Raw genomic sequence first — 25,903 nt, forward strand, 5'->3', positions numbered from 1 at the left:
TCTGCAAAATAGACCGATTATATACTCCTTACACGCCATTTTCGAGATAATAAGAACAAGAAATGAGAATCTATAATTATTTATTATTAAGGCTAGGCTTTATGGGGTTTCATTTAAGCCTGGTTTAACTTTGTTTCGTCCCTCATCACCCAGGTGAAAGATACAATCCAGTGCTGCCAACAGGTAGCAATCCCCTGTTTTACCTTGCATTAAAGTGATTATTTCATTATCATTTGGAAACAAAGGGGTCATATTGTTGCCTTTTGCTCAGTTAGCTTTAAATGCGGGCATTGCATCAAAAAATTATTATGACTACCTTAACATCTTATGGCTGTTCTGTTTCATCCATGCCATTGGGATGGCGCTTTTTGGCGAATAAAAGCTTCCCATAGTTTTATTTTGGGTTCGGTACGGTCTAAAATGCGGTCATGATAGCGAAACTATGATTACAGTAACCTTAAGAATTACAAGCAGCGATCAATTCTTGTGAATGCTATACTTAACTCAGAAGTTAGGTTGGCACCCTCGATAAATAAACAGCTTGCCATAAGGAGATATTGATGCACAGAGCACCTCACATTCTCATTGTTGAAGATACAATGATTGCTCAGGTTGTTCTTAAAACACAGATGATAAAACAAGGCTGCACTGTTGATACTGCATCAGATGGAGTATCGGCACTAAATCTGGCACTTCTGACTCACTACGATATTATTTTAATGGATATAGGTCTTGGTGATGGACCCGATGGTTTTGAAGTTGCTGTTCAAATAAAGAAACAAAGCAAGATTAATCGCACTACCCCCATTATGGCTGTCACGTCACATGGAGAGCCGGAATATTATCATAAAGCCGCAGCTGCAGGTATGGAAGGCTATTTTTATAAACCGTTTAAGCCCGATGACGCTAAAATAATTGTCGATTTTCTAAAGAATTGGCAGCAATTGCATATTTAAAATATGACAGTGTTAGTAAAGTAGATTAACTCCTTTAAGGCACCCTAAGGGGAAAAATGTTCTATCCTGCTTATTAAATGGAAGCGTTGTATTCTGTCTTTTATAACCATCTACCATCTTTGGTAAAAACAATTGCTCTGTCCACAAAAAGTTGGTTAGATTAAATAGCAAAATTAGTTGATTTTATTCAATAAAATTTAAATAAACAGGTTTTTATTGAGTTGGGCCAGGCAGCAGTTGATTAGTTTTTTACTTCATTGCTGCCTTATCCCTCACTGCAATTTGTTTTAGAATAAGTTCTTGTTGAGCGCTCACCTTAACTACAGGGATCTAAAGACTTTTTTGCATCTTCTCAGGATAATTTTGTTAAAGAGGCAGATTCGCATTCAACATCTTCTTTATTTCTTGAAAGATTGTTATTCTCTATGGATTTCAAATGCTCTACCCATGGTAAAAAGGTTTTCTTATCCTCTTCTGTCATCGTTAAAAAGATATTCTTTAAGCCACCATCTAAAAAAACTTTATTAATAAATGTTCGCCATTCAGTTTTTAATTTCGCATGTTCTTCTTGTGGTTTCAGGGCCTTATTTGCCGGGGAGAAAAAAGTGGGGAGTTGTGGCTTGGCACATTCTTTATCTCTGGGATTGGCACCAGTAATTGAATTTTCTAAATCAGAAAGTAAGTTTTTTAAGGCCACATTTTGAGCTTTAAGCGCCAGAATATTCTCTGAATATTTTTTAGTAAGACTTAATTGGCACGAAATTTTTTGTCTAAGCGTCAGAATATCGCCATTAATATTCGCTAAATTGGCCATTTGTTTATTAATCTCGGTTATCAAGCTGTTTGTCTTATTTTGCAATGCACACTTAAGACGATTTTCTATTCTGTCCATCAAATCTTCTAATTGTTCCAGAGTACCACTGCAGGTAATGCGAATAAAACCATTATTGGGGTCCATGCCAAAATAAGAGCCCGGTGCCACCATCACGGAGTCTTGAAATAATAAGGCATAAACCAGCTCTTCACTGGTGCGTATTTTGCCTGTTGTATTTTGCCCTAATGCTCTTTTAGCTTCTGTGGGAATATCCTCTCCCAGTAAGTCACTCAAATCACACAGAACATAAAAACTGCCCTCAATTTTATAGGCAGGGTCAGGCATAGAGGCCCCCATCTCCTTTGCTCTTTGATAAACGTACTCTACCTTCGGTAGATAGTAATCTTGCAACTCTTGTTTTTGCTTGTCATCAAAAACCTCCATCGTTTTGGCATACATCAACTGTGCTGTACGCGGTGCGTGTCCAGTAGTTTTAATATTTTGATTGCGAAATTCGGTCATTAATTCAGGGTCAAAGGCCATCATCATGCCCCAGCGCTCACCGGCCATAGATAATGCTTTGGTTGCAGAACGTAAAATTACAATTTGTTTTCCAAGATCAGGAGCCAGTTCTAATAAGGATGGTACTTTTTGACAAGTCCAGCACATTTCAGCATAAGCCTCATCCATTACTATTTTTAAATCAGAATATTTGCGCAGTACTGCTGCAATTTTTTTCAATTCATCTTCGGGAATTATCGTTCCCAAGGGATTGCTCGGATTACATAGAAGGACAACTTTAGGAAGATTGTTATCCTGCTCAGCAAGCAGGTAGGCGGATTTAATACTTGCTTCTAAAGCTGCTGCAGTCAATTGATATCCGGGCTCCTTCATGACATCAATAGGGTGCAGTTGGTGTCGTTCATTGGCGGCATAAAGAGAATAGTGAGGAAAAGGGGTGATTACTCTATAAAGTGGAATGTCTTTATATAAGTGATTGAAGGTCTCGAAAATGGTGTTCAGGGCACCAGCTCCCCCCACTGTAAATAAAATATTGTCCTCAGTTACGGGTGCGTTATACCAGTTAGACATAGCCTCTGCCATTACCCTGCGAGGGAGGATATCGCCATTTCCGTCTCCATAGTCTATGGCTAAAGATTCTGTTATGCTTCCTCTTATGTCGTTGTTTGCTTCGGTGATTAATCGTTCCATGCCTTGCCAAAAGGCGAGTTGTAATTTCACAGTGTGGAGACTCACGGGGAACGTTGGTTTACCCATTCCGGCATAAATTAGGGGTTTGGCCCGTGGTAAGCCACTGGTTTCTTCTTTCAATGTATCAGTCCAATCCTTGAGGAGCATAATTGGATCTCTTTTGTCGCCTGACTGATTGTTTGGAGTTCGCATTCTCTTAATCTCGTGTTAAATGAACAAATTATACAACATATGCTAATATTTTAATTAATTCTAACTAACTTATAAACCGTAATGGCCAAAAATTATAACAAAATAACCTTAACGCTAGATGAAGTAGGAAGTTTTTTAGCAAAACTCACTGAGAATAGTGAGCATGTCTATTGGATGAGCAGTCCTGATTTTAAAAAAATCCAATACATCAGCCCCTCTTATGAACGAATTTGGGGGCGCTCCCGCGAAGAGCTTTATAACAATCCGGAAATTTGGATTACTTTTTTACATCCTGATGATGCAATCGATCATCATCCGATCCATGAAATGGCGAATAAAATTGTTCAGTTTGGCGACAAAGCGCGATACTCTGAGCAATATCGAATTATTCGCCCTAATGGTGAAATTCGCTGGATAATGGATAATGGATTCCCTATTTATAATGATAAAGGGGTTTGTTTCGGGGTCACAGGAATAGCAATTGATGTGACGGAGCAAAAAAAACAGGAAGAAGAACTGCGCATAGCTAAAGTCATTGCTGAAAAAGCCAATCATGCCAAAGATGAATTTATTCAAAATATGAGCCATGATATTCGTACGCCATTAATAGGTATTATCGGGGTGGCAGCTCTTCTGGAACAAGAAGCACAAAAGAGACAAGAAAAAGATTACGCTCAAATGATCCAGATGAGTGGCGAACAATTATTGGGACTGTTTAACAGTATCCTTGATATAGTGTCGACGAGCAGTTCCAAAGAACAGGTTATTGATGCTCAGTCTTTTGATCTGCATGAACTTGTTAAAGGTATTTGTGAATTAGAATTACCAACGGTGAAAGTAAAAAAACTGGAATTACATCTAACTGTTGACTCATCTGCACCCCAATGGATTATAACGGACTCGGTTAAATTACACCGCATCATTTTAAATCTTTTATCTAACGCCATAAAATTTACCAAAGAAGGTGCGGTAAAAATAAATATTGCGGCTAACCCCTTAGATACGGGACATATTGAGCTGGAGATGATGATTTCTGATAGCGGTATCGGAATCCCCATAGAGGATCAAGATATGATATTTGATCGCTTCTATCGAGTAACTCCTTCCTCTAAGGGACTATATAAGGGGCATGGAGTTGGCCTGCATATTGTTCAAAAATATGTTGAATTACTTAATGGAACCATTGCTTTTGAAAGTAACCTGAAACAGGGCACCCAGTTTATTGTAAAAATTCCTGTATTAATCGACTCGGACAGAGCCAAGTTAAAACCTGACTCTGGACTAGTTCCCTTGGCGTCCAAGCTGAAACTTGAGGAGCATTGGATTAATCATCTAACACCCGATTTAACTCAAGGGGAAAACTCTCGTCCACCTCTGTTACTTTTAGTCGAAGACAATGCTATTGGTTTAAAGATGGTTGAATCCGTAGCCAAAGAGGCAAAATGTCGATATATGTCGGCTTACTCAGGGGAAGAAGCATTGGATTTAATCCAGTCTCACCAGTTTGATTTAATCCTGTCGGACCTGGGATTACCTGGTATTTCCGGAAGTGAATTAACTTTGGCTATCAGAGCATATGAACAAAAAGAAAACAAAAAAATGGTGCCCATCGTCGGGTTAACAGCTCATGCCATTGATGCAGTAACAAAAGAATGCCTGTCGGTTGGGATGACTAATGTAGTGATTAAACCGATTAAGCTAAACACCTTACAAAATCTGATTGCTGAATTGATTTCAACAAAAAATCATTTGGCTCCCCACTTATCTCCCTATCTGGGGCCAAATTTACCTGCCTCTGAAGACGAATTATTTAAACTGGAGCCCTATCCTCTTCTGGATGAAAAAAATGGAATGATTAACCTGGGTGACTTTGCAACCTTAAAGGAGCTTCTTCAGTTGATGATAACCGACGCACTTCCTCAAGCTTTAAAAGCAATGGACCAGGCATACGCCCATAAAAATTGGACTCAGGTAGAGCAGTTGGCTAAAAAAATGAAGACAGAAGCCTTATATTGCGGCGCCATTCGGTTAAAATTTGCCTGCCAATATCTTGAGCTTTGCTTTAAAGAGGAGTCCTCTCCTTTGGTTGAGGCTTTATATAAGCAATTTTCTACTGTTGTAACCCAAACAATTTTAGTCCTTTTGGAATGGCTTGCGAATAATCCTTAATTTAAACAGTTACATCGCAGCAAAATATTTCATTTCACTTTGTTATAATTAGTCTTATTCTCATTAGGTTTGGTCTGGGCTCAATGCATCGGCGTATGGAGAGCCTCTATTAAACCTATTCCTCTTAAAAAATTACGAAACCAAAAAAGCCCCCCTAACATGATTGCTTTACTGCTACTCCATGGATACAATTTCACTTGAAATGATTTTGAATTCAGTATTTTTTGGAGTGTTTATGTCACGGGATGCGGTAATTGATGGATACATAATAAATATTATCCAAAATCATAAGATTGCAGAGCAAACTGAACTACAACATCAATTAAAGGCCCGTGGTTATGAAGTACCACAGGCTACCTTGTCGCGTCGATTAAAAAAATTAAAGATTGCCAAAGTTTCTGGTATCTATAAAGTGATTGATTTTGTAACATCAAACGTACCTTTAGTGCTCAGTATCCATGTGTCAGATTATGGCCTCATTGTCTTGCACACCGAACCAGGTAATGCGAACAGTCTTGGCTATTTTATCGATCAAAAATACGTGAACTACCATTCCTGTGATGAAAAAAATCCGGGAATTCTGGGAACTATAGCTGGTGATGATACCCTGTTGCTGATCATTAAAGGCAAGACTTATTTGCAAAAAGTAATGCAGCTTTTACAAGAAGAGTTTCCTTATTTGAGTATAGACTAGCCACACGTCCTATCATGTCAGGCTAGAGAATCACACCAGGAGGCACAGATGAAAGCCCAGATTAATTCCCTTGCCAAATTAGCCCAGCAAAAGCAAAAAAAATCAAAGGGACTTCGCTTTTGTTTACGACAATCGCATTCACCCGCTTATTATAATTTATGTCGTTATTTACAAGAGCAAGGATGGAGGCATACTCGCTTTAATTACTTCGCTCATTTCAGTGAGCAAAATTTCCAATTTAACTTGCAGGCTGCGGAGTGTTTGGAGTTTAAACATTTATTGGCGCAATTGGTTGCTTCATTTTTTCCGCAGGTCATGCCGGTTACCTATTGTATCAATGATCAGAACTGGTTTTTAATTTTGAATCAGATAGCTGATGAGTACTACAGGCAAGGGAGCCAATTAGCAGATCAGACAGGTGATTTGGCATGGATTTTAAAACCAGCTTTATTGAATAATGGCCAACACATTAAGATTTTTCATCAATTAAGTCAGTTAGAACAACATTATCTAAGTGGTAATCGATTGGGGGGGGGAGCATGTGATACAGCGTTATCTAATGCATCCGCATCTGCTTAAAGGGCCAGAGAAAGGGCACAAATACAGTATTCGGATGTTTGTGGTGCTAACCAGCTATGCTGGTGCTTATCTTTATCCCCAAGGATATTTTAATGTAGGGCTCCATCCTTATCAAACCAATGACTTTAGCGATCTCCGGGCGCATTTAACCAATGAACATTTAAGCGAAAATGAATTTAATGTAGTGCAAATTCGCACACAACAATATGAATTATTTAAACCCTTTTATCCCAAAATCAAGGCGATTGTATCCGCTACGGTGGATGGTCTACGCAAATTATACCCCAATGCTTTTATTGCTAAAAAAAAGCAGACCCTGGCAATCTTTGGTTTTGATTTTCTGGTTGATAGTGAGATGCGAGTCTGGTTACTGGAAGCCAACCATGCTCCTTGTTTCCCAACAAGCGATGAACATCCCCTGCAAAATAACTTATACTATGATTTCTGGCAGGCATTTATTGCCAGTTTTGTCACCCCCACTGCAAAACAACAACCCACCGATACTATCGAATACCAATTATTTGAACCAGTCGGGGATTCCTGAGGTTTTTATGTTGTCTGCATGGCCATTTTTCTATCAAAACTATATTTAGCAATGATTTAAAGTCAAAAGATTTTCTTCAATTTGGCCTGGGGTGCGTATATGCCGCATAAATAATTTTGGGATGCGCAACGGAAAAAATCTGGGCGATTTGATTCGGCTTAAGACGAATCATAGTTGACCATTTCCATGCAAAAACCAGAATTTTAGCAGGATGCAATTCTTTGCGACAATGCTTTTTTTATCTGAATGAACAATCTCGGTAGGTTAATACGAGGGGGGTAAACCACATCCATGTGGTTTGATCTTATCCATAAAATCCTTGAAAATTCCTTTTAAGACATCCTTTGTCATACCTCGCTCTTAAAGCATAGCAAAATATAAAAAAATCCCTTCATGAAAACTGCGTAATTTCTTGTAAGAGATTTCTCTATTTTTCATCAACTGATATGGGTCCGCATGTCTGGAACAAAATTAAGGAAAAATAAGAGCTATTCATCCATCATTTATAGTTAAAAATTCACTCAAATTAACCTATTTAAACCTACTCAATACCGTATGAATAGTGATTGCTACTACGAATTGTCTTAGGTCATTTTACCACAACTCTATCAGAATGACTTATCCACAAGTCCACAGGTCAGGAGAGCTTCACTTTCTCGTATAGGCCTGTGGGCCTTGTGGGTAAGTCATGACGCTCTCATTTAGGGTTTATGGTCTTTTCCGGCCATAATACACCTCTGCGGGCGTTAAATAATTAAAGGACTGGTGAAGCCTTCGGTTATTATAATACTCAAAATACTCCGTTAAGGCCAGCTCAACCTCTTCAATTGTATCAAAATCATACCGGTAGATTTTTTCTTGCTTAACACTACGCCACAATCGCTCGATAAATATATTATCTAAATAACGTCCTCGCCCATCCATGCTGATAGAAATGTGGTGAGATTTTAGCGTATTTATCCAATCTTTTGAGGTAAATTGAGAACCCTGATCCGTGTTAAAGATCTCACAACGCGAATGCAGCAAAGCGTTTCTAAGCGCCTCAATACAAAATTCAGCCTCCATAGTAGGTGAAATAGCCCATCCAATCACATAACGACTATACCAGTCCATAATAGCTACTAAATACACATGCTTTCCTTTCATGCGGATGTAGGTGATATCTGCGGCCCAAACCTGATTTGGTTTGGTGATATCCACCTCTTTTAATAAATAAGGGAACACCTCATGCTCCTTATTGGGAACGCTTGTATTTGGCTTTGGGTAAACAGTCGATAACCCCATCATTTCCATCAACTTTTTTACTCGACGTTTACCAACAGGATAGCCTACTTCTTTTGACAGCCATCTTGCCCGCTTAATTTTACCTTCACATGGATACTGCAGATAGTGCTCATCAAGTAGCGCCATAAGCGCTTCATCTTCGACAGAAATGGGCTTGGCACTATAATAATAACTTGAAACAGGCAAGTCTAATAGCAAGCATTGTTCACGAATGGTGAGCTCGGCAAGAGGATCAATCATGACGCGCTTTTCATCCAGACTAAAGTTCATGCTTTTTTTTTAGCCAAGATAGCTGCGCTTGAAGTCGACCAATTTCTTGATATAATGCCTCAACAAGCTGCTCTTGGGACTTGGCTTCTTTTTCATTAGCCCCAGAGAATAAATCGTTAATGGCTTTGATGGCCGATTGCTTCCAAGTTTTTACCTGCGTTGCGTGAACACCGTATTCACTGGTAATTTGCGCTTGTGTGAGTTTCCCCTCAATCGCAGCTAGCGTTATTTTTGCCTTCTTGGCCGCCGTATAATAAGCTCGCTTTTTAGACATTTTATTCTCCTCTTTGTATTAAGAAGAATAGCTCTTAAAAAACCTTTTTTTGTGTCCAGAAAACCGCGCCTATATTAAACGGCCTTTAAGATTCAGAAGCAATTTTTCTAAACGAGGCCACGGCTCATCGGCCATCTGTTATGAAGTTTGTTTTTTTGAAATAAAGATTGAGTCAAATATTCTAGCTTAAATCTGTGTTAATTCAGGTCACTTTTACTTGGGTGGTGTTTGCTTAAATTGAACCATATGGTTCTTATTTATCCAAAAACGTTCGCCTTCATAAAAACGGTCAGGATTAATAACCAATGTATTTGCGCAGTACTAATGCAGCATTTGCTCCACCGAAGGCAAAATGGTTGGATAGTGCAATATCCACTTTTTGGGCTCGGGCAAAATTAGGTACATAATCAAGATCACAATTTGCATCTGGATGATCTAAATTGATGGTAGGTAGTACAATATCTTTTTGCAGGCTCAGGGTAGTTGCGATAATTTCCATAGCACCGGCTGCACCAATGGCATGGCCTGTCATCGATTTTTGGGCTGTAACCGGAATTTCATAAGCGCGTTGGCCAAATACGGATTTTATACTTTCTGTTTCAATACTGTCGTTTAATTGAGTTCCCGTGCCATGAGCATTGATATAATGAATGTCATTTACAGATAATTTTGCATCATTTAATGCCGCAAAAATAGCGCGTGTTTGTCCTTGAGAATTGGGTGCTGTAACATGGAATGCATCGCAGCTTGCTCCAAAACCAATAATTTCTGCCAGGATTTTAGCCCCTCTTGCTTTAGCTTGCTGTAATTCTTCAAGAACTAAAATACCGGCTCCATCAGCCATTACCATTCCATCACGCAGTAAATCAAATGGGCGGCAGGCGTGCTCTGGATTTTCATTATTGGTGGACATCACCCTGAGCTTACACCAGGCAGCCATTATAGTTTCCCAGATTAGGGATTCAGTTCCACCACAAACTGCAGTGGTAAGATTGCCTTGAGAGATTTGTTGGTAGGCATTTCCTATAGCCTCTGCTGAGGACACGCAGGCATTGGATACAGTCGAATTAGGCCCGCCTATACCAAAGGCTATGGCTATATGATTCGCAACCGAATTTGGCATGCCACGAATGACACTTAGCGGAGGAATTTTTTTCCAGCTTTCAGTAAAGAATGCTTTATAACTTACTTCCAACTCAGGTTGGCCCCCTAAACTGGTTCCAATGTAGGTTCCTGAGGCAGCAAGTTCAGTGGCGCAAAGTCCTGCTTGTTTTATCGCGTGGTGAGCACAATACAAAGCGTATTGTGCTACTCGAGGATAGCGTTTGTTTTTATCAAATTGGGGCAGTTGATCAAGAGAAAAATCAGTAATTTCACCTGCAATCTGTGTAGTATAAAAAGAAGGATCATAGGATTGGATACGCTTAACGCCACATTGTCCCTGACTTGCAGCATGCCAAAATTGTTCAATGCCGGTACCTATGGACGATGTTATTTCCATACCAGTGATAACTACTCTTTTTTTCATTAAGGGTCCCTTAAGCTATGAACCAGAATTAGGCAGTTGAATCCACCACCAACAGTTAGGGTATTAACGATACATATTATGTTTCAACTGCTGGATTCTGGTTAAAAACGTCTTCCGCAACGCAGACATGAGCAATGTTAAAGGTCAGGTTTAAATTCTGTCAAGCCATATTTTTTATCTGTTTTCCTGGATTCAACGGTCTATTTTTATTTAATTAATTGATCTACGTCAATTGCCCAGTAATCGCAAGCATTTTTAGTAAGAAAACCCAGTCGTGTATAAAGCTTTAATGCTCTTTCATTATGAGTTTCCACGTCCAGGTTGAGATGAGGTTTTCCTTCAGTCAGTGCAAGATTAATACAATGAGTAATTAATAAAGTGCCTAGTCCTTGACCTTGTTTTTCCGGTAATATGGCAATATCAGAAAGAGTAGCTCCATTATCCAGCCAGCGAAGATGCGCTTTGCCTATTGATTTATTGTTTTGAAAAGCTAGTATGACTTGATATTCCCGGCCATCAATTAAATGTTGAAATCTCTCAAAAGAGTCTGATTGTTTATCGGGAAAACATTCCGCATCCAAAGAGCAAAGAAGCGACAGATCATCAACAGTAGCTGTACGAAAAACAAGGGATGGTTTGTAATCCAATAAAGGACTTAAATCATCACGCTCCATATAATATTCACTATGCAGATAAGAAAAGCCTTTGGCAACTAACCATACATTGTTCAGTTGGGCCGGGTTTGAAAAAATTAATTTATTGTAGTTTTGTGATTGAATGAGGGGCAGTATCGCGCGGATAAGTTGTCTGGCAATCCCGTGTCTGCGGTGAAGGGGATCGACCAGTATTGATATTTCAACCGCATCATCATAAAAAAAATAAGCACCTAAAAATCCAATTAATTGCCGTTGTTCGTAATACAATAAGCTTGCAGGGAATGCTCTGGGTTGACTCAATATGTGGGTGTACAAATTAGGGGTGCTGCCATCTGCCTTTTTACACAAGGCATGCAAGCGCTCTAGTTGCTCCAGTTGTTCTGCGTTTAATTGGTTCGTATTTGTCAGCATGATAGTTTTTATTGACCTTTATATTGCTAAGATTAGCTTGTTTTACTGTGATTTGCCTACTTTTTGTTAAAAAGGTAGAGATAGTTTCCGTAGCCTCGCTGCTCCATCTGATCTTTAGGCAGGAACTCCAAGGCTGCTGAATTGATGCAATAACGCAGTCCCGTGGGTTGGGGGCCATCGTTGAAAACATCGCCAAGATGAGAGTTGGCATTTTTAGAGCGCACTTCCTTGATGGAAAAAAAAAGCCAATGTCTTTTGCTCTTCAGTGCAATAAATTGTTTGTCTATGGGTTTAGAAAAACTTGGCCAACCCGTTCCGGAGGAGAATTTATCGGTAGAGCTGAATAAAGGTTCTCCGGAGACGATATCGACATAAATGCCTTCTTGTTTGTTATCCCAGTAGGCATTGTTAAATGCGGGCTCAGTTGCTCCTTTCTGGGTGACTTGAAATTGGAGAGGTGTTAATTCCTTAAGCCTTTGAGCTTTATCAATAGCAGGATAGGCTTGAGCCATAAAACTCACACAAAGCAGACTGACTAAAGCGAGCAGATTAATTTTTTTCATTACTCCAAACCTCCTTTACTCGCGCATCACGACCGCACCGATAACGATAATATTTATAACGGATGGGGTTTTTCTGATAGTATTTCTGATGATATTCTTCCGCTGGGTAAAAGGGTGTTGCAGGCACTATTTCCGTATAAATATCAGGGAAAAAGTGCTTTAAATTTTTTCTGCTTTCCAGGGCAATTTTTTTTTGTTCCTCATTCAGATAAAAAATGGCACTGCGATATTGGCGCCCAACATCGCAAAATTGTGCGTCCTTAGCTGTCGGATCTATGTGTTTGAAAAAATAATTGACTAATTGTTGATAGCTTACTTTATTCGAATCGAATGCAACAAGCACTGCTTCTGCGTAATTAGTTCTACCCCCAGAAACAAGCTCATAGGTTGGGTTTTTTAGGGTATCTCCATCGTATCCAGAAGTTGTGGATATCACTCCTGGCAGATGATCAAAGTCTGCCTGCATGCACCAGAAACAACCCCCAGAAAAAATAGCCTGTTCAGTTTGAGCAAAACTAGAAGCCGCATGAATAAGAAGAAGACAACCAAGCAAACGAAGCATCAATTATTTCTCGATTTATGATTAAATATCTATTTAGTATAGAACAGTGGTTTCATTTGCTGCTTTTTAAATTCAATTATCCGGATCAACGCCGTTAAACAAACTAAAAAACAAAAAAACGCAGCCAGTATACTAAACGCATTCGGCAACAAGACCATAGTGATAAAAAAAATGAATGCCTTGGCCCGTTCCATTAATCCCGCACTGTAGTGAAAGCTCTTGTGAGAACTATTGTTGGTAAAAATACCGACCACCAGGAAACTGGTAATGCAAAACAAGATACTGCCTAACATCAGAATAATCCAAAGAGCCCTGGCTGGATTAAAAAGATAAAAGGCAAATAGCGTAGCAAATTCAACTAATCTGTCGATGACAATATCCATTGCAGAACCGAAATCGGAAGTTTGGTTTTGATAACGCGCCAAAGATCCGTCAACAGTATCTAAATAGCCGGAAATCAACAGACAACAAATCGCCATAAACGGTTTATCCAGTAGCAGAAAAGGAAGAAATAACAAACCAAAAAAACCGGAAATCCAGGTAACGGACAGTGGCGTTATGTACTGCCCCACATAAGGAATTATGGGGTCTACAAATGCTCGCTGATAATAGTTTCTCAAAGTTTGTTCTAACATACTCGTTACATGTCCTTTAAACACGATTAAAATTTTTTACGGCACTTCTGGTACATGCTACTCATTCTTCGCTCTACTCGCCCCCTCGACACTCCTAGGAACGGTTTAAAATTGGGTAAACTTTACCCTGACAGATTAGCAATTATAGCCTGAATGAGGACGAAGTGGTAACCCGGGATCTTACTTATTCCCCCAAGTACAACTGCATCTGTCCAGACTGCTTGCGGGGAGAGCGTATTGAGCCAATTGATAAAAACTCTATTCCATTACTATTTCATGGGGTATAGTTTGAAAATTTCGTGATATGAAAGGTACCTATGTCTACTTCACTATTCTGGTTCAGACAGGATTTACGCTGTCGGGATAATCCAGCCTTAGCACATGCCTGTAAAAATCATCAAAAAATCATTCCTATTTATATCAAGGATCCTAAGCCTGATTTATCCATGGGTGAAGCCCAGCAATGGTGGTTACATCATTCTTTACTTTCTTTAAAAGAAGATTTAAATAAAGTAGGCCTGGATCTTTGTTTCAGACAGGCTGAGCCCTTAATTGTCCTAAAAGAATTAATCGCTCAATATCAAATTGAAGCTGTTTATTGGAATCGTTGTTATGAACCGATGCACATTACCCGCGATCAGTTAATCAAAGCGGAGCTCAAGGCGATGGGTATCAAAGTAATTAGCTGTAATGGCAGCTTGTTACAGGAGCCATGGGATGTCTTAAATCAAAGCGGTTCTTTTTTTAAAGTATTCACTCCATATTGGCGACAGTGTTTGCGTCAAGTCCAGGAAAGGCCTCTCATCAAGATTTCTGAATGGCCATCAAATCAACCCGTTTATTCTGAATCCCTTGCAGAATGGAATTTGTTACCACAGCAGCCAAACTGGGCTGAAGAGTTTTCGCAACACTGGCAGCCGGGAGAAAACGCAGCCTTGGCTAAACTGGATCATTTTATCGCCTATCAGCTGCAATGGTACCAAGAGCGGCGTAATGAACCAGCAACTTCAGGGACTTCAAGATTATCGCCCCACTTGCATTTTGGTGAAATTAGTCCTCATCAGATTTGGCGGGCATTGCAACAAGTGATGCACGATCCGGATTCTGATTCGTTGGCAACCCAGGTCTATTTGTCCGAACTGGGATGGAGAGAGTTTTCTTACTATTTGCTATATCATTACCCCCAATTAATGGAAACCAATTTTAAAAGGCAATTTGATCGTTTCTCATGGCAAGAGGATGAAACTAATTTAAAATTATGGCAAAAGGGATTAACAGGCTATCCAATAGTTGACGCAGGTATGCGGGAATTATGGCGTACAGGTTATATGCACAACAGAGTGAGAATGATAGTTGCTTCTTTTTTAACTAAAGATTTAATGATTGATTGGCGAAAAGGAGCCGCTTGGTTTTGGGATACTTTATTGGACGCAGACTTGGCCAGTAACTCGGCAAGCTGGCAGTGGGTAGCGGGATCAGGCGCTGATGCAGCCCCTTACTATCGAATTTTCAATCCCGTGCTTCAGGGCGAGAAATTCGATCCACAGGGTGAATATGTTAAACGATGGATACCTGAACTGACCTCAGTATCAAAACAATGGGTGCATAAACCCTGGCAGGCTCCCAAAGGCTCATTACCTTTGGTCCTGGGGGTGGATTATCCACTTCCCATTGTTGATCATGCAATAGCTCGTCAAATAGCTCTGGCAAGCTATCAGAAGCTTAAACCATGAATTTTTTTAATTTACCCCGGGTGTATTTTTAGCTAATCAAAAAGAAGGCGACAAAAACCAGACTTAAAATGACAGCTAAAGGGTTAATTTTTTGGCGGGTTACTCCTTTTAGCAGGGTGTGTAGAATAATGCCCCAGCCTATGCCATCGGCAATAGAGGCGGTAAAAGGAATCATCATTACGGTCACCATGCATGGCGCTGTTTCACTGATGTCATCTAATTTCATATCGGTTAAATGTTTCATCATGCAACAGGCCACATAGAGTAGAGCCGGACCCACCGCAAAACTGGGGATTATTTTCGCCAGGGGGAAAAAGAATAGCATCAAAAGGAATCCTGCAGCGATAACCAAGGCCGTTATACCTGTACGCCCCCCAGCCTTTATGCCGGTTGCAGACTCGATATAAGGAGAGGTGCTTGCACTACCAAGAAGTCCTGCTAAAGCAGACGCGGCGGCATCTGCAGTTAAACCCTTACTAAGACGTTGATGATAATCTTTTTGCTGTCTAAACACCGTGGGATTAAGTAAGCCAATTAAGGTTCCTGTGGCATCAAATATGGCAATCAAGAAAAAAGTAAACGTAGCCTTTAAGGATGCAACACTGGTAATCCCTGAAAAATCAAGTTTCAAAAAAGTGGGCGCCATAGAAGGGGGCAGTGCCATTAAACCTTGCCAGGAGGTTAATCCCAAAAGTAGGCTCAAGGTGCTGATACTCAGGATACCAATTATAATCGCGCCCGATATGCAATAGTAATCCAATGCTAATATCAGTAAAAAGCCTAAGAAAAACAGGCCACTTTCAGGGCGTTTAATATCGCCCAGACGCATTAGTGTATGTTGGTCCTCAACAATAAGTTGGTTACTTTCCAAAGCAATTAAGGCGATTAATAAACTGATGCCTATTAAAATGGCAATTTGTAAATTATGAGGAATCGCTTCTATTAACAGGCGCTTGAGCCTTGTCAGGGTTATAAAAAAGAACAGCAGGCCGGAAAGAAATACCATGGCCAGAGCATGCTGCCAGTCTATGCCCATTCCCTGGACTACGCTGTAAGAAAAATAAATGTTCAAGGCCATGCCAGGTGCAACGCCAATAGGGGTATTAGCTATCAGGCCTGTCAATACACAGGCAAAGGCAGTAACGAGACAGGTAGCTGTAAAGACAGCACCTTGATCCATCCCCGCTTCATGCAAAATCGTTGGATTTACGAAAGCGATGTAGACCATAGTCAAAAAAGTAGTAGTGCCAGCGAGGATTTCTGTACGTAGTGTAGTGCCCTTGAGAAAGTACGCGCTTAAAGTATTCATCAATAAGAGAGCTCTAAAAATGGAAGTTGAGTACGGCGATCATGATTTCCATAGCGATTAAAATAATAATAATGATTTCTAAATTATGACCATGACGGTTTTCCAGGTAGCCGTTAAACATATCAAAAATCTCATTTAGAGTATCGAGTCGATGGTTGATGGCATTAACCCGTCTTTGTATGTGTAAATAACGCTCAAGCATAATAAAATGCTCTTCAAGGGTAGGATGCTGCCAAAAATACTTCGGATGATAAAGGAAATTACTAATTAGGTTGAGTTCACTTTTCGCACCTAAAATTTCACCTATAACCTGCTGAATTTGTTTGCGACTGATGGGCATTTCACCCTTATGAGACAATGTTTGAATCATGGGGTTATATTTTTCAATTAATGCATCAATAATGGTTTCAAAGTACTGCAATTTGGCGGATTGAGAAAAACCGTAGGAGAGACTTAGTTTCAGTTCATCACTGTCATTATCCATAGTCAAACAGTCTACATCAAAAAAATCATGAGGCTCAATTGCTGTTTTATCGGCTATTTGATAATGGAATTCATCGTGGACTAAAAGAGCAACGGGTTTATCGATAAGCAGTTTAATGGTATTTAAATAGTCGTTAATTTCATAACGTTTAACACCCCATGAAACGACGGTGCCATTTTTAAAAATAAATACAATATGGCTTTGATTATTACGTGGGCTAAGTTTTATTACATCTCGGGACTTCACGGAAATATATTCGTTAGAAGAATTTTTAAAAAAACTGTCCAGGCGTGTTAAATCAATTGATTTGGCGACACAAAAACTTAAGCATTCCATGATAATGATACCCGCGATATGAAAAGGCGCTTGCGGTCCAGAACATTTGAGGAAGGCAAACGCCATCTAATAGGCGAAAGTATACAATAAAAGCAAAGATATTACACGCTATCAGCAGTTTCCCGACCGGTGTATGCTTTTTTTCTATCCGTTGCACCACTTAACCATTGAGGACATACTTCCAGTATTTCAGCAATTTTATCAAGTTGATCGCTGCCTGGGAGTACATGGCCGAAAATTAGAGAGTTTGCCAAATGACGAGTGACTCCAAAAACTTTGGCTACAGCCTTTGTTTTTTCGCTTAACTCTTCTGGAAATCCAAGGGTTGCTAATTCTCGATTAAAGCGTTGTGAAAACACCTTGCTGTTCATTTTCTCACTCCATGAAAAAATAGCTAATGCAGCATAATCCTAATGATTGCTGTCCCATAAATATCAGTATCAATCCTTGATCCTGATAAGAGTGTTATAACTTATTTTTTTTCAATAGCAAAGTCTTTTTTTAAAATAAAAGTAACGATTTTTCATGGGCTTATCAAGTGATGCCGTAATTTCTCAATAAGTCCGGGAAAACCTAATTTTTCGACGTCCCGCGGCTTGTCCGCGGGATCCAGTCCTGGCGAGGAATCCTGGATCCCGCGGACAAGCCGCGGGACGTAGGCAGAGTATTTTTCCCGGACTTATTGAGAAGTTACGTGATGCCTTAATAATAGCAAATTAACCTGGAATGCTCATCCCGGATCAGATTTTGACAATGAACCGGTTTAAATACTGTTGTTGATGATATCCATTACTTCGCTGGCATAAGCTAATCCCTGGAGATAGGATTGAGCTAAGTCTTTATGGGCAACAGGTGCTTTATCTAATTCATTAAATTTGGCCTCTTCATAATCAATAACCAATTTTAAAATGTGTCCTAACTCACCTTTTTGATGCAGCAGCGCTTCGTTTAAAATCTCACTTAATTTGATTTTATCCAATAGTGAGTTCATGGGTTCATTGAGAATACCATCCAGAGTAGAAAGTATTCCCACCGTATAGGCCTGAAGGGGACTCCCGCAACCGATTTTTTTGGTCAGGTCTTCACACATTTTGGCTCGAATCAAAGTTCGCTCGAGAAGATCGGGTGATACATCATCAAGGCTTGCCAGGAGGAGCAGGCATATCCAATTACGAATTTGTACTAACCCTAACTGGTTAATAGCATCCATTAGGGATTCAATTTTTTTACCAACATACATTGCGGCTGAGTTGGATAATCGTAAAATACGATAACTCAGTTTGGGAATTTGCAGAATGATTTCTTCTACTCTGCTCAGCGGAACATCTTGATTATTTAATTCTGATAACAACTTTAAGAGGTGAATCTTATTTTCAGTCATCACCCGACCCTTATAAGGGTCGGGTCTATTGAGAAAGAAGCCTTGAAAATATTCAAACCCCAGTTCGATGCAATCATTGAACTGAGTCATATTTTCAATCTTCTCTGCTAATAATTTTCCTTTAAAACCCTTTAGAGGAGCTAACTGTTCAATAATCTGTTGATTCGTGAGGTTCAGCACATCTATTTTAATGATGTTGGCCAGCTCAACTAAAGGGATTAATTCTTCGCGGAAGACAAAATCATCCAGGGCAATTTCATAGCCCTGGTGACTGAGTTCGGTTAAATTAGTAATTAAAGGGTCGGTTGCGGCTACTGATTCCAATACTTCAATAACAATTCGACTCTTCGGTAATAACAGGGGGATTTGCTCTAATAAATGATTGTAAGTGAAGTTTATAAAAGCCCGTTTGTTACCAATTATGGTCTTGATATCCAGGTTGGCAAATAACTGAGTAATAACCGATGAGGTCGCTGTGTCGCCAGACAGCGGATTAAAGTTATCTACATTTGCAGTAGGTGTGTCACCTTCACGATATAAAAGCTCATAAGCGAACACAGAACCATTTTTATTATAGATACCTTGTCTTGCTAATAATGTTTTTATTAGAGGTAGATTCAATTTAAAAGTTTTTAGTAGGTCTGTATGTTTATAGTATATATCAAAAAATAGAATGGACCTATGAACTACATTGATATTTCAAACATCAACTAAAATAGGTTGATGTGAAACAAGAAGGTTAGCCTCCCGTCATCTCACAACAATAGTGGGGATGACGAGGGGATTAGAGTTGATCATTTAGGCACATTTCACTGCTAGTTTTTTGGGGATTCTTCCGGATCATCCTCCTGCGTTTCAGCAGCAGTAGTAGTAGTAGGATCAGGTTGAAAAAAAGTAGCATAGGGGTTTTTTGCTTTTATAAGGCCGATTTCTTTTTCAAATCGCTCACTGTTGGTTTTAAATAAATCAAAAGGTTGTCTTCCAGTAGCTTTATACACGATAGCGGCAACTACAAGTCCTGGGATAATGCCAGTAGCTACAGTAGCTGCGATAATGGCAATGCCTTTAAGGAAATTAGTAGCAAAAATACTGTGATCTCTTTTGATTAAATCTATATTTTTAATGGCTCCCTCTCCCTCTTTTGCATTGCGTTCCAAAAAGGTATAAAAGAATTTAATCTTTTCCTGGGGTTTTTTCGTTTCGTCTGTTAGTGTTGTTGTCAATTGCGTTAAAATCTCTCTGATTGATGACTCTTGGGTAAATTCACTTGTGTCCAAACTTAGATTATTCTGATAATCATCAGTGAGCTTGAGAAGCTTTGCAACGATAACCTGACACTCTTGTTCTTCTGGATTGATCTCAGGATTATCCCGTTGATAACTGGCAGATTTTGTATCCACACTTAAATCCTGCTCTTTATAGGCTGCAGGGGATAAGGCGCATTGTTCCTTAAATACCCGCCCAATATTGTCAGCTGCATAACGGGAAGTAGCTTTGCCGCCATGACCATCATAGATTCCTAATATGAATGGCGGGGTATCTTTAGTCAACTTTTGTATTGCAACTGAAATATTATCGGTGGAGCCAAGAGATTGAGCGTCGAGGGCCAGTGCTTTACTTAGCTCTTGTGGGGGCTTGTTTGCTGGTGATTCCATTCTTTTCAACAGTTTAAGCAAATAATTCTCATGTCCTTCTTTAGTTTGATCCTCCACAGCTCCGTCAGTAAAGCCATCACAAGTAGAAATTATTTGCATGGAGCCAATATCGTTTTCTTTGATATGCAGATCTTTTGCGATTTTTTCTACATTGGTGATATCAATATGGGATTCAGAACAGACTCCAAACTCTTTTAAGTCCTTATCACCAATTGCTCGTGAAACCGCTAAAACCCCGTTTACCCTTCCATCAACAACGCAACCGTTCTTGGCCTCAATTCGCTGTTTTTCAAGATCATCATTAGGCTTATGGGTTACGCTGTTTAATCTGATAACGCCCAGAGCCTCCCCTTGTTTACCATATACCACGGCAAAGCTAACTGCGTCTGCCAGGGTTGCCGTAATTAAATTTCCTTGTCCGTCATAAACCGTTGTTGACGCCGTTGAACCAAATTTTAGATCGGGTTTATCCAGTAATTGATGGCTTGTCCACAGGCGATGCCCCAGTTCTCTTGGCGTTAATCGTGTCGTTTCATCTGCAGGCGTCAATTCACTTTCAGTTAGTACGTGCCATGCCAAGGCATCTTCCTGGAATGTGCGATGTGGTTTATTACATAGTTCAATATAGCCAAAACCATACTCGACATTTTCACCAGAGGTATCCCTGTTATCGTCGTAGTGTTCGGAAATGATGTCAGTCATAATATTGCTCGTAAAATTGGGTTATTGATATTATAACATAACTTGTTGCCATATTGATTCAATTTAAGACATTTGTTACTGCGCAACTCATTGATGAGTTATGGAGAGGCTGAGGGCTTTGGATGTTTTTGATTTACGAAGAATATCCCCGATTTAATGGTTCTATTATTAAGCCAACCTATAACCGGTCACTAATTGGGTACAGGTTTGGCGAATGGGGATTGGTTATATTAATCGTGCACTGCTTCTTTTTTGGCAAAATAATTTAAATCCAACTCACGTGCGGCCTTAACATCGTCAAGTCGTTTCACTGGTAATGTATGAGGCGCTGCTTTCAGCAGGTCAGGATTACTCATCGCTTCTTGTCTGATCTTTTTCATGGCACTGATAAAACCATCAAGCTCCTCTTTACTCTCGGTTTCCGTAGGCTCTATCAACAGGCATTCTGGAATGAGTAAAGGAAAATAAGTGGTAGGTGCATGGACCCCATAATCCAATAATCGCTTTGCCAAGTCCATTGCGGAAATGCCACAAGCTTTCTTTTCTGGGCTTAGGGTGATAATGAATTCATGAGAAGCTCGTCTGGTGGGATATGCCGGGGTAAATCCCGCCCTGGCTAATTCTTTAAGTAAATAATTAGCATTGAGGGTGGCGTATTCTGATACCCGCAATAAGCCGTCTTTACCCAGTAAGCGCATATAAAAATAAGCACGTAACAAAATTCCTGCGTTACCCATAAAGCAAGACAGACGCCCTATACTTTGTGGATAATCGTGCCGCGTTGCCCATTGATACCCCGAGTCGGTCTTTTTTACCACGGGAAGTGGCATAAAGGGAACGAGACGTTTGCCGACAGCAACAGGGCCAGCGCCAGGCCCCCCGCCACCATGAGGGGTTGCAAATGTTTTATGTAAATTTAAATGCATGACGTCAAAACCCATATCTCCAGGTCTTACTTTACCTAAAATTGCATTCAGGTTAGCGCCGTCATAGTAGAGTAAACCGCCGGCTTGATGTACCAAAGCAGCTATTTCTTTTATCTGGCGCATAAATAATCCCAGGGTTGAGGGATTGGTCAGCATTATTCCAGCAGTTCTGGGACCTATTTTGCTTTTTAGTTCTTCCAGATGAATATCGCCATCGTTGTCTGTAGCAATTTCTACTACCTTAAATCCGCACATTACTGCAGAGGCGGGGTTGGTACCATGGGCGGCATCAGGGATAAGCATTTCATCTCGAGCGGTATCACCTCGTGATTGATGATAGGCTTTAATCATGGCCACCCCGGCAAACTCACCTTGTGAGCCTGCCATGGGTGTAAGTGATACTCCTGCCATGCCAGTAATTTCTGCGATATTATTTTGTAAGCGGTAAATAGACTCCAGAAATCCCTGGCTTTCTTCTTCCAGTGCCAGGGGGTGGCGGTTGGTAAAACCGGCAATTGAAGCCGCTTTATGCACACCACGCGGATTATATTTCATCGTACAAGAACCCAGCGGATAAAAATTAGTGTCTATGGAAAAATTTTTATGCGAAAGACGGGTAAAATGTCTCACAACTTGTAATTCAGAACAGGCCGGCATTCTTGGTGGATTTTTTCGCTGAAAAGCTGCCGGAATGTCATATTTACTGTTCAAAATTTTCGGTGCTTGGGCTGTTGCCTGACGTTTTGCTTTCGATATTTCAAAGATCAACATAATTTGCCTTCCGTTTTTTGAATAAGTTCTTTGAGTTCGTCTCTGTGTTTAACTGGAGTGAATTCAATAAATTGGTATTCAGCAATATCTGCCAGAAAATAAGGATCTTCTTTAAATACAGATTCTAAATAAGCCCGGTCATTAGTCGCGGCAATAATAATTCCACCGGTTCTTGGCTTCATCGGACCGGAAGCAACCAATAAGCCTTGTTTGTAATAATAATCAAGGAACTCTCGATGAGCTTGCAGGTATTTATCCACTTCATTAACAGGCGTCAAGTAAGTTAATTGAACTATGAACATGAGGCACCTCGTTTATTCATAATGGCTTTTAATGCATCAGCATAATGAGTGATATCCTCAGTGGAACGCATCTCCGTAGCACAAACCAGCAACGTATCTGTCAGTTGCGAATAATGAACGGCAGGGGCGTAGCCTCCAGCAATTCCTGCATCGGCCAATAGAGCTAAAACTTTTTCTACGGGTTGATTAAGCTTGATTAATGCTTCATGAAAATAAGGGGTATTAAAAACCAGCTCTACTCCTTCAATTTGGGTTAATGCGTCAACCAGCTCATGAGTGTTTTGATGACATTGACTTGCTACCTGACGCAAGCCTTCAGCACCCAACAGGCTCATATGAATAGTAGCTGCTGTAACCAGTAATCCCTGATTGGTGCATATATTTGAGGTTGCCTTGCCGCGTCGTATGTGCTGTTCTCGTGCCTGCAGGGTGAGACTAAATCCGGGTTTGCCATCTTTATCGACAGTGCAGCCGATGAGACGTCCTGGCATTTGCCTTACATGGGCAAGACGCGTGCTTAGAAAACCAAAATAAGGCCCTCCAGAAGCCATTGGCGAGCCTAATGGTTGCCCTTCGCCACAAACGATATCAACACCATGCTTCCCCCACAATCCTGGAGGTTTTAAAAGAGCCAGGGATATTGGATTAACACAAGCAACGCTAATCGTTTTATTTTCATGAGCCCAGTCACTAAGCTCATCAATCTGTTCCAGGCAACCGAAAAAATTGGGTTGGGCAATCACCAGGGCAGTTATATCTTCTCCAGCATATTGCTCTAGTGCTGATAGTGGGGTGATGCCTTGTTGTTCATCAAATGGCAGGGTGGTGATTTCAATATGCTGATTACGTACTATGGTCTCAATGGTTTCACGATAAAAGGGATGAACGGTACCTGCAATCAGTACGCGACTGGTTTTGCTGTGTTTGTTGACTCGAACCGCCATTAAAACGGCCTCAGCTAAAGCAGTAGCCCCATCATACATGGATGCATTTGCGACTTCCATGCCAGTTAATTCACAGATCATGGTTTGATATTCATACAACAACTGTAAGGTGCCCTGGCTCGCCTCTGCCTGATAGGGGGTGTAGGCGGTCAAAAACTCACCTCTTGATGCAATATCCCACACCACTGCAGGAATATGATGTTCGTAGCATCCGGCACCAATAAAACAAATACCATTTCTGTTCTTGTTTGCTAGAACATGCGCTTCCTTGAGCATGCCCATTTCATTAATGCCGCTGGGCATATTTTGAAAGCCTGCATACTGTAATGATGGGGGTATCTCATCAAATAAGGCTTGGGTATCGTTGACGCCAATTGACGTCAACATCTCTTTTGTGTCTTCAGGGGTGTGTGGAATAAACGGCATGATTAATGTTCCTCAGCTATCTCATTTTGATATTGGTCAGCAGTCAACAGGTTTTCCATTTCACTCGGTTGACTGGGCTTTATTTTGACAAGCCAACCTTCGTTGTAGGGATCGGAGTTGACTACGGCTGGATTATCTCTGATTGCTGTATTCACTGCCGTAACCACCCCACTAATCGGGGCGTAAAAATCAGAGGCTGCTTTTACCGATTCAACTACGCCTAACTCCTCTCCTGCGGTGACTTTATCGCCCAGTTCAGGCAGTTCAACAAACACCATATCACCCAGCAGTTGTTGAGCGTGATCAGTAATACCCATAGTGACTTCATCTGTTCCTGTTTTTAACCATTCATGAGTTGCGGTAAATTTCAAGTCATTCATTTTATTATCCTTATTTGATGTCGCTTTAATTTATTTGCTAATGTCAAATTGCTTTCCCATGTTTAACAAAGCGCGGTTTTCCTGTTTTTGCAGGAATTAATTTGCCGCGTATATCAATCAAAACGTGGTCCCCAGTGGTAACAGGTACACGGGCTAGAGCTATCGACTGTTCTAAAGTTGGAGAGTATCCGCCGCTGGTAATGATGCCATCAGCACACCCTTCGACAATAACTTTTTGGCCATGCCGCATGATTCCTTTGTCTAATAAGGTGAGTCCAACCATTTTTCGCGCAATACCTTGTTGTTTTTGTGAAAATAAGGCACCCATACCAATAAAATCACGCTCTTCAGGCTCCCATTTGACAGTCCAGGCCAGACCCGACTCGAGAGGAGACGTAGATTCATCCATATCCTGCCCGTAAAGAAGCATACCCGCTTCCATGCGAAGAGTATCACGAGCAGCAAGCCCACAAGGCTTTACTCCTGCTTGCAGTAGGTTGTTCCATAATGAGGTAATGAGTTCTTGAGGAACTATGATTTCCAAACCATCTTCTCCGGTATAACCTGTACGGGCAAAGAACCAGTTTTCCACCTCAACACATTCAAAGTTAGCTAGTGTAGATACGGCATCAATTTGCGCCGGGCTTAGCACTTTCAGGGTTTTGGTTATAGCGGTTGGCCCTTGAACCGCGAGCATTGCCAGTTCAGGTCTTTCTTGCAAACCAATCGAAAAACCCTCGCTCTTTTTACGAATCCAGGCTATATCATTTTGACGAGTAGCGGAGTTAAGAACCACTCGGTAAATGTCAGAAGCTCGTTGATAAACGATTAAATCATCAATGATTCCACCATGTTCATTACACATGCAACTGTACAAGGCTTTTCCATTATGGGCTAAGAGATCGACATCATTAGTGAGCAGTTTACGAAGAAACTGGCGACCACCGGCACCAAGAACATCAACAATAGTCATATGAGATACATCAAACATCCCTGCATCTTGACGGACAAAGTGATGTTCGTTTAATTGAGAACCGTAATGGAGGGGCATATCCCAATCATGAAAATCAACCATTTTAGCGCCGCATGCCAGATGAGTGGCATGAAGTGGAGTTTTAGCAATCATTGCACATCCTTTTTTTAACACTGATTGATGTGATTATACCTATTGAGATTTATTTTGCGAGATTTCCGCTTTGCTTTTTCAATGA

The 25,903-nt window shown here is 40.5% G+C and carries 25 protein-coding genes; 6 read left to right on the forward strand and 19 right to left on the reverse strand.

Going from position 1 to position 25,903, the window contains the following annotated elements; genetic code table 11:
* Positions 1 to 99: 99 nt before the first annotated feature.
* Positions 100 to 252 (reverse strand): hypothetical protein, encoded by a 153-nt coding sequence (locus HRS36_RS01035; protein WP_173235712.1) that lies wholly within the window; start codon positions 250 to 252, stop codon positions 100 to 102.
* Between the two features lie 308 nt (positions 253 to 560).
* Between HRS36_RS01035 and HRS36_RS01040 the strand changes: the two genes are divergently transcribed.
* Positions 561 to 956, forward strand: a complete 396-nt coding sequence (locus tag HRS36_RS01040; RefSeq protein ID WP_173235714.1) for a response regulator — start codon at positions 561 to 563, stop codon at positions 954 to 956.
* 352 nt (positions 957 to 1,308) lie between these two features.
* On the opposite strand, the gene HRS36_RS01045 is transcribed toward HRS36_RS01040, so the two are convergent.
* Positions 1,309 to 3,129 (reverse strand): pyridoxal phosphate-dependent aminotransferase, encoded by a 1,821-nt coding sequence (locus HRS36_RS01045; RefSeq protein ID WP_173235716.1) that lies wholly within the window; start codon positions 3,127 to 3,129, stop codon positions 1,309 to 1,311.
* Between the two features lie 126 nt (positions 3,130 to 3,255).
* Between HRS36_RS01045 and HRS36_RS01050 the strand changes: the two genes are divergently transcribed.
* From HRS36_RS01050 to HRS36_RS01065, 4 genes are all read left to right on the forward strand, one after another.
* On the forward strand, positions 3,256 to 5,343 hold the full coding sequence (locus tag HRS36_RS01050; protein WP_173235718.1) for a PAS domain-containing hybrid sensor histidine kinase/response regulator: 2,088 nt from the start codon (positions 3,256 to 3,258) through the stop codon (positions 5,341 to 5,343).
* 235 nt (positions 5,344 to 5,578) lie between these two features.
* On the forward strand, positions 5,579 to 6,037 hold the full coding sequence (locus tag HRS36_RS01055) for an arginine repressor (RefSeq protein WP_173238403.1): 459 nt from the start codon (positions 5,579 to 5,581) through the stop codon (positions 6,035 to 6,037).
* A gap of 48 nt (positions 6,038 to 6,085) precedes the next feature.
* Positions 6,086 to 6,616, forward strand: a complete 531-nt coding sequence (locus HRS36_RS01060) for a ubiquitin family protein (protein ID WP_173235720.1) — start codon at positions 6,086 to 6,088, stop codon at positions 6,614 to 6,616.
* Positions 6,597 to 7,160: an ATP-grasp domain-containing protein gene (locus HRS36_RS01065; RefSeq protein WP_173235722.1), complete on the forward strand. Its 564-nt coding sequence runs from the start codon at positions 6,597 to 6,599 to the stop codon at positions 7,158 to 7,160. The genes HRS36_RS01060 and HRS36_RS01065 overlap by 20 nt, the downstream gene beginning before the upstream one ends.
* Positions 7,161 to 7,868: 708 nt before the next feature.
* Here HRS36_RS01065 and HRS36_RS01070 read toward each other — a convergent pair.
* The 7 genes from HRS36_RS01070 to HRS36_RS01100 form a co-directional block, all read right to left on the reverse strand.
* The gene (locus HRS36_RS01070) at positions 7,869 to 8,714 is read right to left on the reverse strand and encodes an IS3 family transposase (protein WP_173235473.1); all 846 of its coding nucleotides are present in this window, start codon (positions 8,712 to 8,714) and stop codon (positions 7,869 to 7,871) included.
* Entirely contained in the window at positions 8,704 to 8,988 is a 285-nt protein-coding gene (locus tag HRS36_RS01075) for a transposase (protein ID WP_173235475.1), read from the reverse strand. Before HRS36_RS01075 ends, HRS36_RS01070 begins: the two co-directional genes overlap by 11 nt.
* A 295-nt stretch (positions 8,989 to 9,283) precedes the next feature.
* Positions 9,284 to 10,516, reverse strand: coding sequence for a beta-ketoacyl-[acyl-carrier-protein] synthase family protein (locus HRS36_RS01080; protein WP_173235724.1), 1,233 nt, complete (start codon positions 10,514 to 10,516; stop codon positions 9,284 to 9,286).
* 206 nt (positions 10,517 to 10,722) lie between these two features.
* Entirely contained in the window at positions 10,723 to 11,583 is an 861-nt protein-coding gene (locus HRS36_RS01085; protein ID WP_173235726.1) for a GNAT family N-acetyltransferase, read from the reverse strand.
* Between the two features lie 56 nt (positions 11,584 to 11,639).
* Positions 11,640 to 12,095: a peptide-methionine (R)-S-oxide reductase MsrB gene (gene msrB, locus HRS36_RS01090; protein ID WP_197933221.1), complete on the reverse strand. Its 456-nt coding sequence runs from the start codon at positions 12,093 to 12,095 to the stop codon at positions 11,640 to 11,642.
* A 37-nt stretch (positions 12,096 to 12,132) separates the two neighbouring features.
* Complete coding sequence (msrA, locus tag HRS36_RS01095) at positions 12,133 to 12,708, reverse strand: peptide-methionine (S)-S-oxide reductase MsrA (protein ID WP_173235730.1); 576 nt, start codon at positions 12,706 to 12,708, stop codon at positions 12,133 to 12,135.
* Positions 12,709 to 12,737: 29 nt separating this feature from the next.
* Positions 12,738 to 13,343 carry a CDP-alcohol phosphatidyltransferase family protein gene (locus tag HRS36_RS01100; RefSeq protein ID WP_173235732.1) on the reverse strand — a complete coding sequence of 202 codons (606 nt, stop codon included), beginning with the start codon at positions 13,341 to 13,343 and terminating at the stop codon, positions 12,738 to 12,740.
* A 317-nt stretch (positions 13,344 to 13,660) separates the two neighbouring features.
* Between HRS36_RS01100 and HRS36_RS01105 the strand changes: the two genes are divergently transcribed.
* Positions 13,661 to 15,076: a cryptochrome/photolyase family protein gene (locus HRS36_RS01105; protein ID WP_173235734.1), complete on the forward strand. Its 1,416-nt coding sequence runs from the start codon at positions 13,661 to 13,663 to the stop codon at positions 15,074 to 15,076.
* 28 nt (positions 15,077 to 15,104) lie between these two features.
* Here HRS36_RS01105 and HRS36_RS01110 read toward each other — a convergent pair whose 3' ends face one another.
* From HRS36_RS01110 to gcvT, 10 genes are all read right to left on the reverse strand, one after another.
* Entirely contained in the window at positions 15,105 to 16,385 is a 1,281-nt protein-coding gene (locus tag HRS36_RS01110) for an NCS2 family permease (protein ID WP_173235736.1), read from the reverse strand.
* A gap of 13 nt (positions 16,386 to 16,398) precedes the next feature.
* Positions 16,399 to 17,205 carry an RMD1 family protein gene (locus tag HRS36_RS01115; protein ID WP_173235738.1) on the reverse strand — a complete coding sequence of 269 codons (807 nt, stop codon included), beginning with the start codon at positions 17,203 to 17,205 and terminating at the stop codon, positions 16,399 to 16,401.
* A 101-nt stretch (positions 17,206 to 17,306) separates the two neighbouring features.
* Positions 17,307 to 17,576 (reverse strand): hypothetical protein, encoded by a 270-nt coding sequence (locus HRS36_RS01120; protein WP_173235740.1) that lies wholly within the window; start codon positions 17,574 to 17,576, stop codon positions 17,307 to 17,309.
* A gap of 392 nt (positions 17,577 to 17,968) precedes the next feature.
* Positions 17,969 to 19,207 (reverse strand): EAL and HDOD domain-containing protein, encoded by a 1,239-nt coding sequence (locus tag HRS36_RS01125; protein WP_173235742.1) that lies wholly within the window; start codon positions 19,205 to 19,207, stop codon positions 17,969 to 17,971.
* 194 nt (positions 19,208 to 19,401) lie between these two features.
* Positions 19,402 to 20,943 (reverse strand): PP2C family serine/threonine-protein phosphatase, encoded by a 1,542-nt coding sequence (locus HRS36_RS01130; RefSeq protein ID WP_173235743.1) that lies wholly within the window; start codon positions 20,941 to 20,943, stop codon positions 19,402 to 19,404.
* A 230-nt stretch (positions 20,944 to 21,173) separates the two neighbouring features.
* Positions 21,174 to 22,640 carry an aminomethyl-transferring glycine dehydrogenase subunit GcvPB gene (gene gcvPB / locus HRS36_RS01135; protein WP_173235745.1) on the reverse strand — a complete coding sequence of 489 codons (1,467 nt, stop codon included), beginning with the start codon at positions 22,638 to 22,640 and terminating at the stop codon, positions 21,174 to 21,176.
* On the reverse strand, positions 22,634 to 22,942 hold the full coding sequence (locus HRS36_RS01140) for a YciI family protein (protein WP_173235747.1): 309 nt from the start codon (positions 22,940 to 22,942) through the stop codon (positions 22,634 to 22,636). Before HRS36_RS01140 ends, gcvPB begins: the two co-directional genes overlap by 7 nt.
* Positions 22,933 to 24,312, reverse strand: coding sequence for an aminomethyl-transferring glycine dehydrogenase subunit GcvPA (gcvPA, locus tag HRS36_RS01145; RefSeq protein ID WP_173235749.1), 1,380 nt, complete (start codon positions 24,310 to 24,312; stop codon positions 22,933 to 22,935). The genes HRS36_RS01140 and gcvPA overlap by 10 nt, the downstream gene beginning before the upstream one ends.
* Before the next feature lie 2 nt (positions 24,313 to 24,314).
* Entirely contained in the window at positions 24,315 to 24,692 is a 378-nt protein-coding gene (gene gcvH, locus HRS36_RS01150; protein WP_173235751.1) for a glycine cleavage system protein GcvH, read from the reverse strand.
* 43 nt (positions 24,693 to 24,735) lie between these two features.
* Positions 24,736 to 25,818 carry a glycine cleavage system aminomethyltransferase GcvT gene (gcvT, locus tag HRS36_RS01155; RefSeq protein WP_173235753.1) on the reverse strand — a complete coding sequence of 361 codons (1,083 nt, stop codon included), beginning with the start codon at positions 25,816 to 25,818 and terminating at the stop codon, positions 24,736 to 24,738.
* Positions 25,819 to 25,903: the final 85 nt, after the last annotated feature.

This window comes from Legionella antarctica (genome assembly GCF_011764505.1).
Classification (GTDB): domain Bacteria; phylum Pseudomonadota; class Gammaproteobacteria; order Legionellales; family Legionellaceae; genus Legionella; species Legionella antarctica.

Bases quoted from the DNA above. Each gene is read 5' to 3' on its own strand.
- HRS36_RS01060 (WP_173235720.1), top strand. From the start codon at position 6,086: ATGAAAGCCCAGATTAATTCCCTTGCCAAATTAGCCCAGCAAAAGCAA.
- gcvT (WP_173235753.1), bottom strand. From the start codon at position 25,818: ATGATTGCTAAAACTCCACTTCATGCCACTCATCTGGCATGCGGCGCT.
- HRS36_RS01080 (WP_173235724.1), bottom strand. From the start codon at position 10,516: ATGAAAAAAAGAGTAGTTATCACTGGTATGGAAATAACATCGTCCATA.
- HRS36_RS01045 (WP_173235716.1), bottom strand. From the start codon at position 3,129: ATGCTCCTCAAGGATTGGACTGATACATTGAAAGAAGAAACCAGTGGC.
- HRS36_RS01140 (WP_173235747.1), bottom strand. From the start codon at position 22,942: ATGTTCATAGTTCAATTAACTTACTTGACGCCTGTTAATGAAGTGGAT.
- HRS36_RS01085 (WP_173235726.1), bottom strand. From the start codon at position 11,583: ATGCTGACAAATACGAACCAATTAAACGCAGAACAACTGGAGCAACTA.
- HRS36_RS01115 (WP_173235738.1), bottom strand. From the start codon at position 17,205: ATGGAATGCTTAAGTTTTTGTGTCGCCAAATCAATTGATTTAACACGC.
- HRS36_RS01105 (WP_173235734.1), top strand. From the start codon at position 13,661: ATGTCTACTTCACTATTCTGGTTCAGACAGGATTTACGCTGTCGGGAT.
- gcvPB (WP_173235745.1), bottom strand. From the start codon at position 22,640: ATGTTGATCTTTGAAATATCGAAAGCAAAACGTCAGGCAACAGCCCAA.
- HRS36_RS01130 (WP_173235743.1), bottom strand. From the start codon at position 20,943: ATGACTGACATCATTTCCGAACACTACGACGATAACAGGGATACCTCT.
- HRS36_RS01110 (WP_173235736.1), bottom strand. From the start codon at position 16,385: ATGAATACTTTAAGCGCGTACTTTCTCAAGGGCACTACACTACGTACA.
- HRS36_RS01050 (WP_173235718.1), top strand. From the start codon at position 3,256: ATGGCCAAAAATTATAACAAAATAACCTTAACGCTAGATGAAGTAGGA.
- gcvH (WP_173235751.1), bottom strand. From the start codon at position 24,692: ATGAATGACTTGAAATTTACCGCAACTCATGAATGGTTAAAAACAGGA.
- HRS36_RS01040 (WP_173235714.1), top strand. From the start codon at position 561: ATGCACAGAGCACCTCACATTCTCATTGTTGAAGATACAATGATTGCT.
- HRS36_RS01100 (WP_173235732.1), bottom strand. From the start codon at position 13,343: ATGTTAGAACAAACTTTGAGAAACTATTATCAGCGAGCATTTGTAGAC.
- HRS36_RS01070 (WP_173235473.1), bottom strand. From the start codon at position 8,714: ATGAACTTTAGTCTGGATGAAAAGCGCGTCATGATTGATCCTCTTGCC.
- HRS36_RS01065 (WP_173235722.1), top strand. From the start codon at position 6,597: ATGCATCCGCATCTGCTTAAAGGGCCAGAGAAAGGGCACAAATACAGT.
- HRS36_RS01035 (WP_173235712.1), bottom strand. From the start codon at position 252: ATGACCCCTTTGTTTCCAAATGATAATGAAATAATCACTTTAATGCAA.
- HRS36_RS01120 (WP_173235740.1), bottom strand. From the start codon at position 17,576: ATGAACAGCAAGGTGTTTTCACAACGCTTTAATCGAGAATTAGCAACC.
- msrB (WP_197933221.1), bottom strand. From the start codon at position 12,095: ATGGCTCAAGCCTATCCTGCTATTGATAAAGCTCAAAGGCTTAAGGAA.
- msrA (WP_173235730.1), bottom strand. From the start codon at position 12,708: ATGCTTCGTTTGCTTGGTTGTCTTCTTCTTATTCATGCGGCTTCTAGT.
- gcvPA (WP_173235749.1), bottom strand. From the start codon at position 24,312: ATGCCGTTTATTCCACACACCCCTGAAGACACAAAAGAGATGTTGACG.
- HRS36_RS01055 (WP_173238403.1), top strand. From the start codon at position 5,579: ATGTCACGGGATGCGGTAATTGATGGATACATAATAAATATTATCCAA.
- HRS36_RS01075 (WP_173235475.1), bottom strand. From the start codon at position 8,988: ATGTCTAAAAAGCGAGCTTATTATACGGCGGCCAAGAAGGCAAAAATA.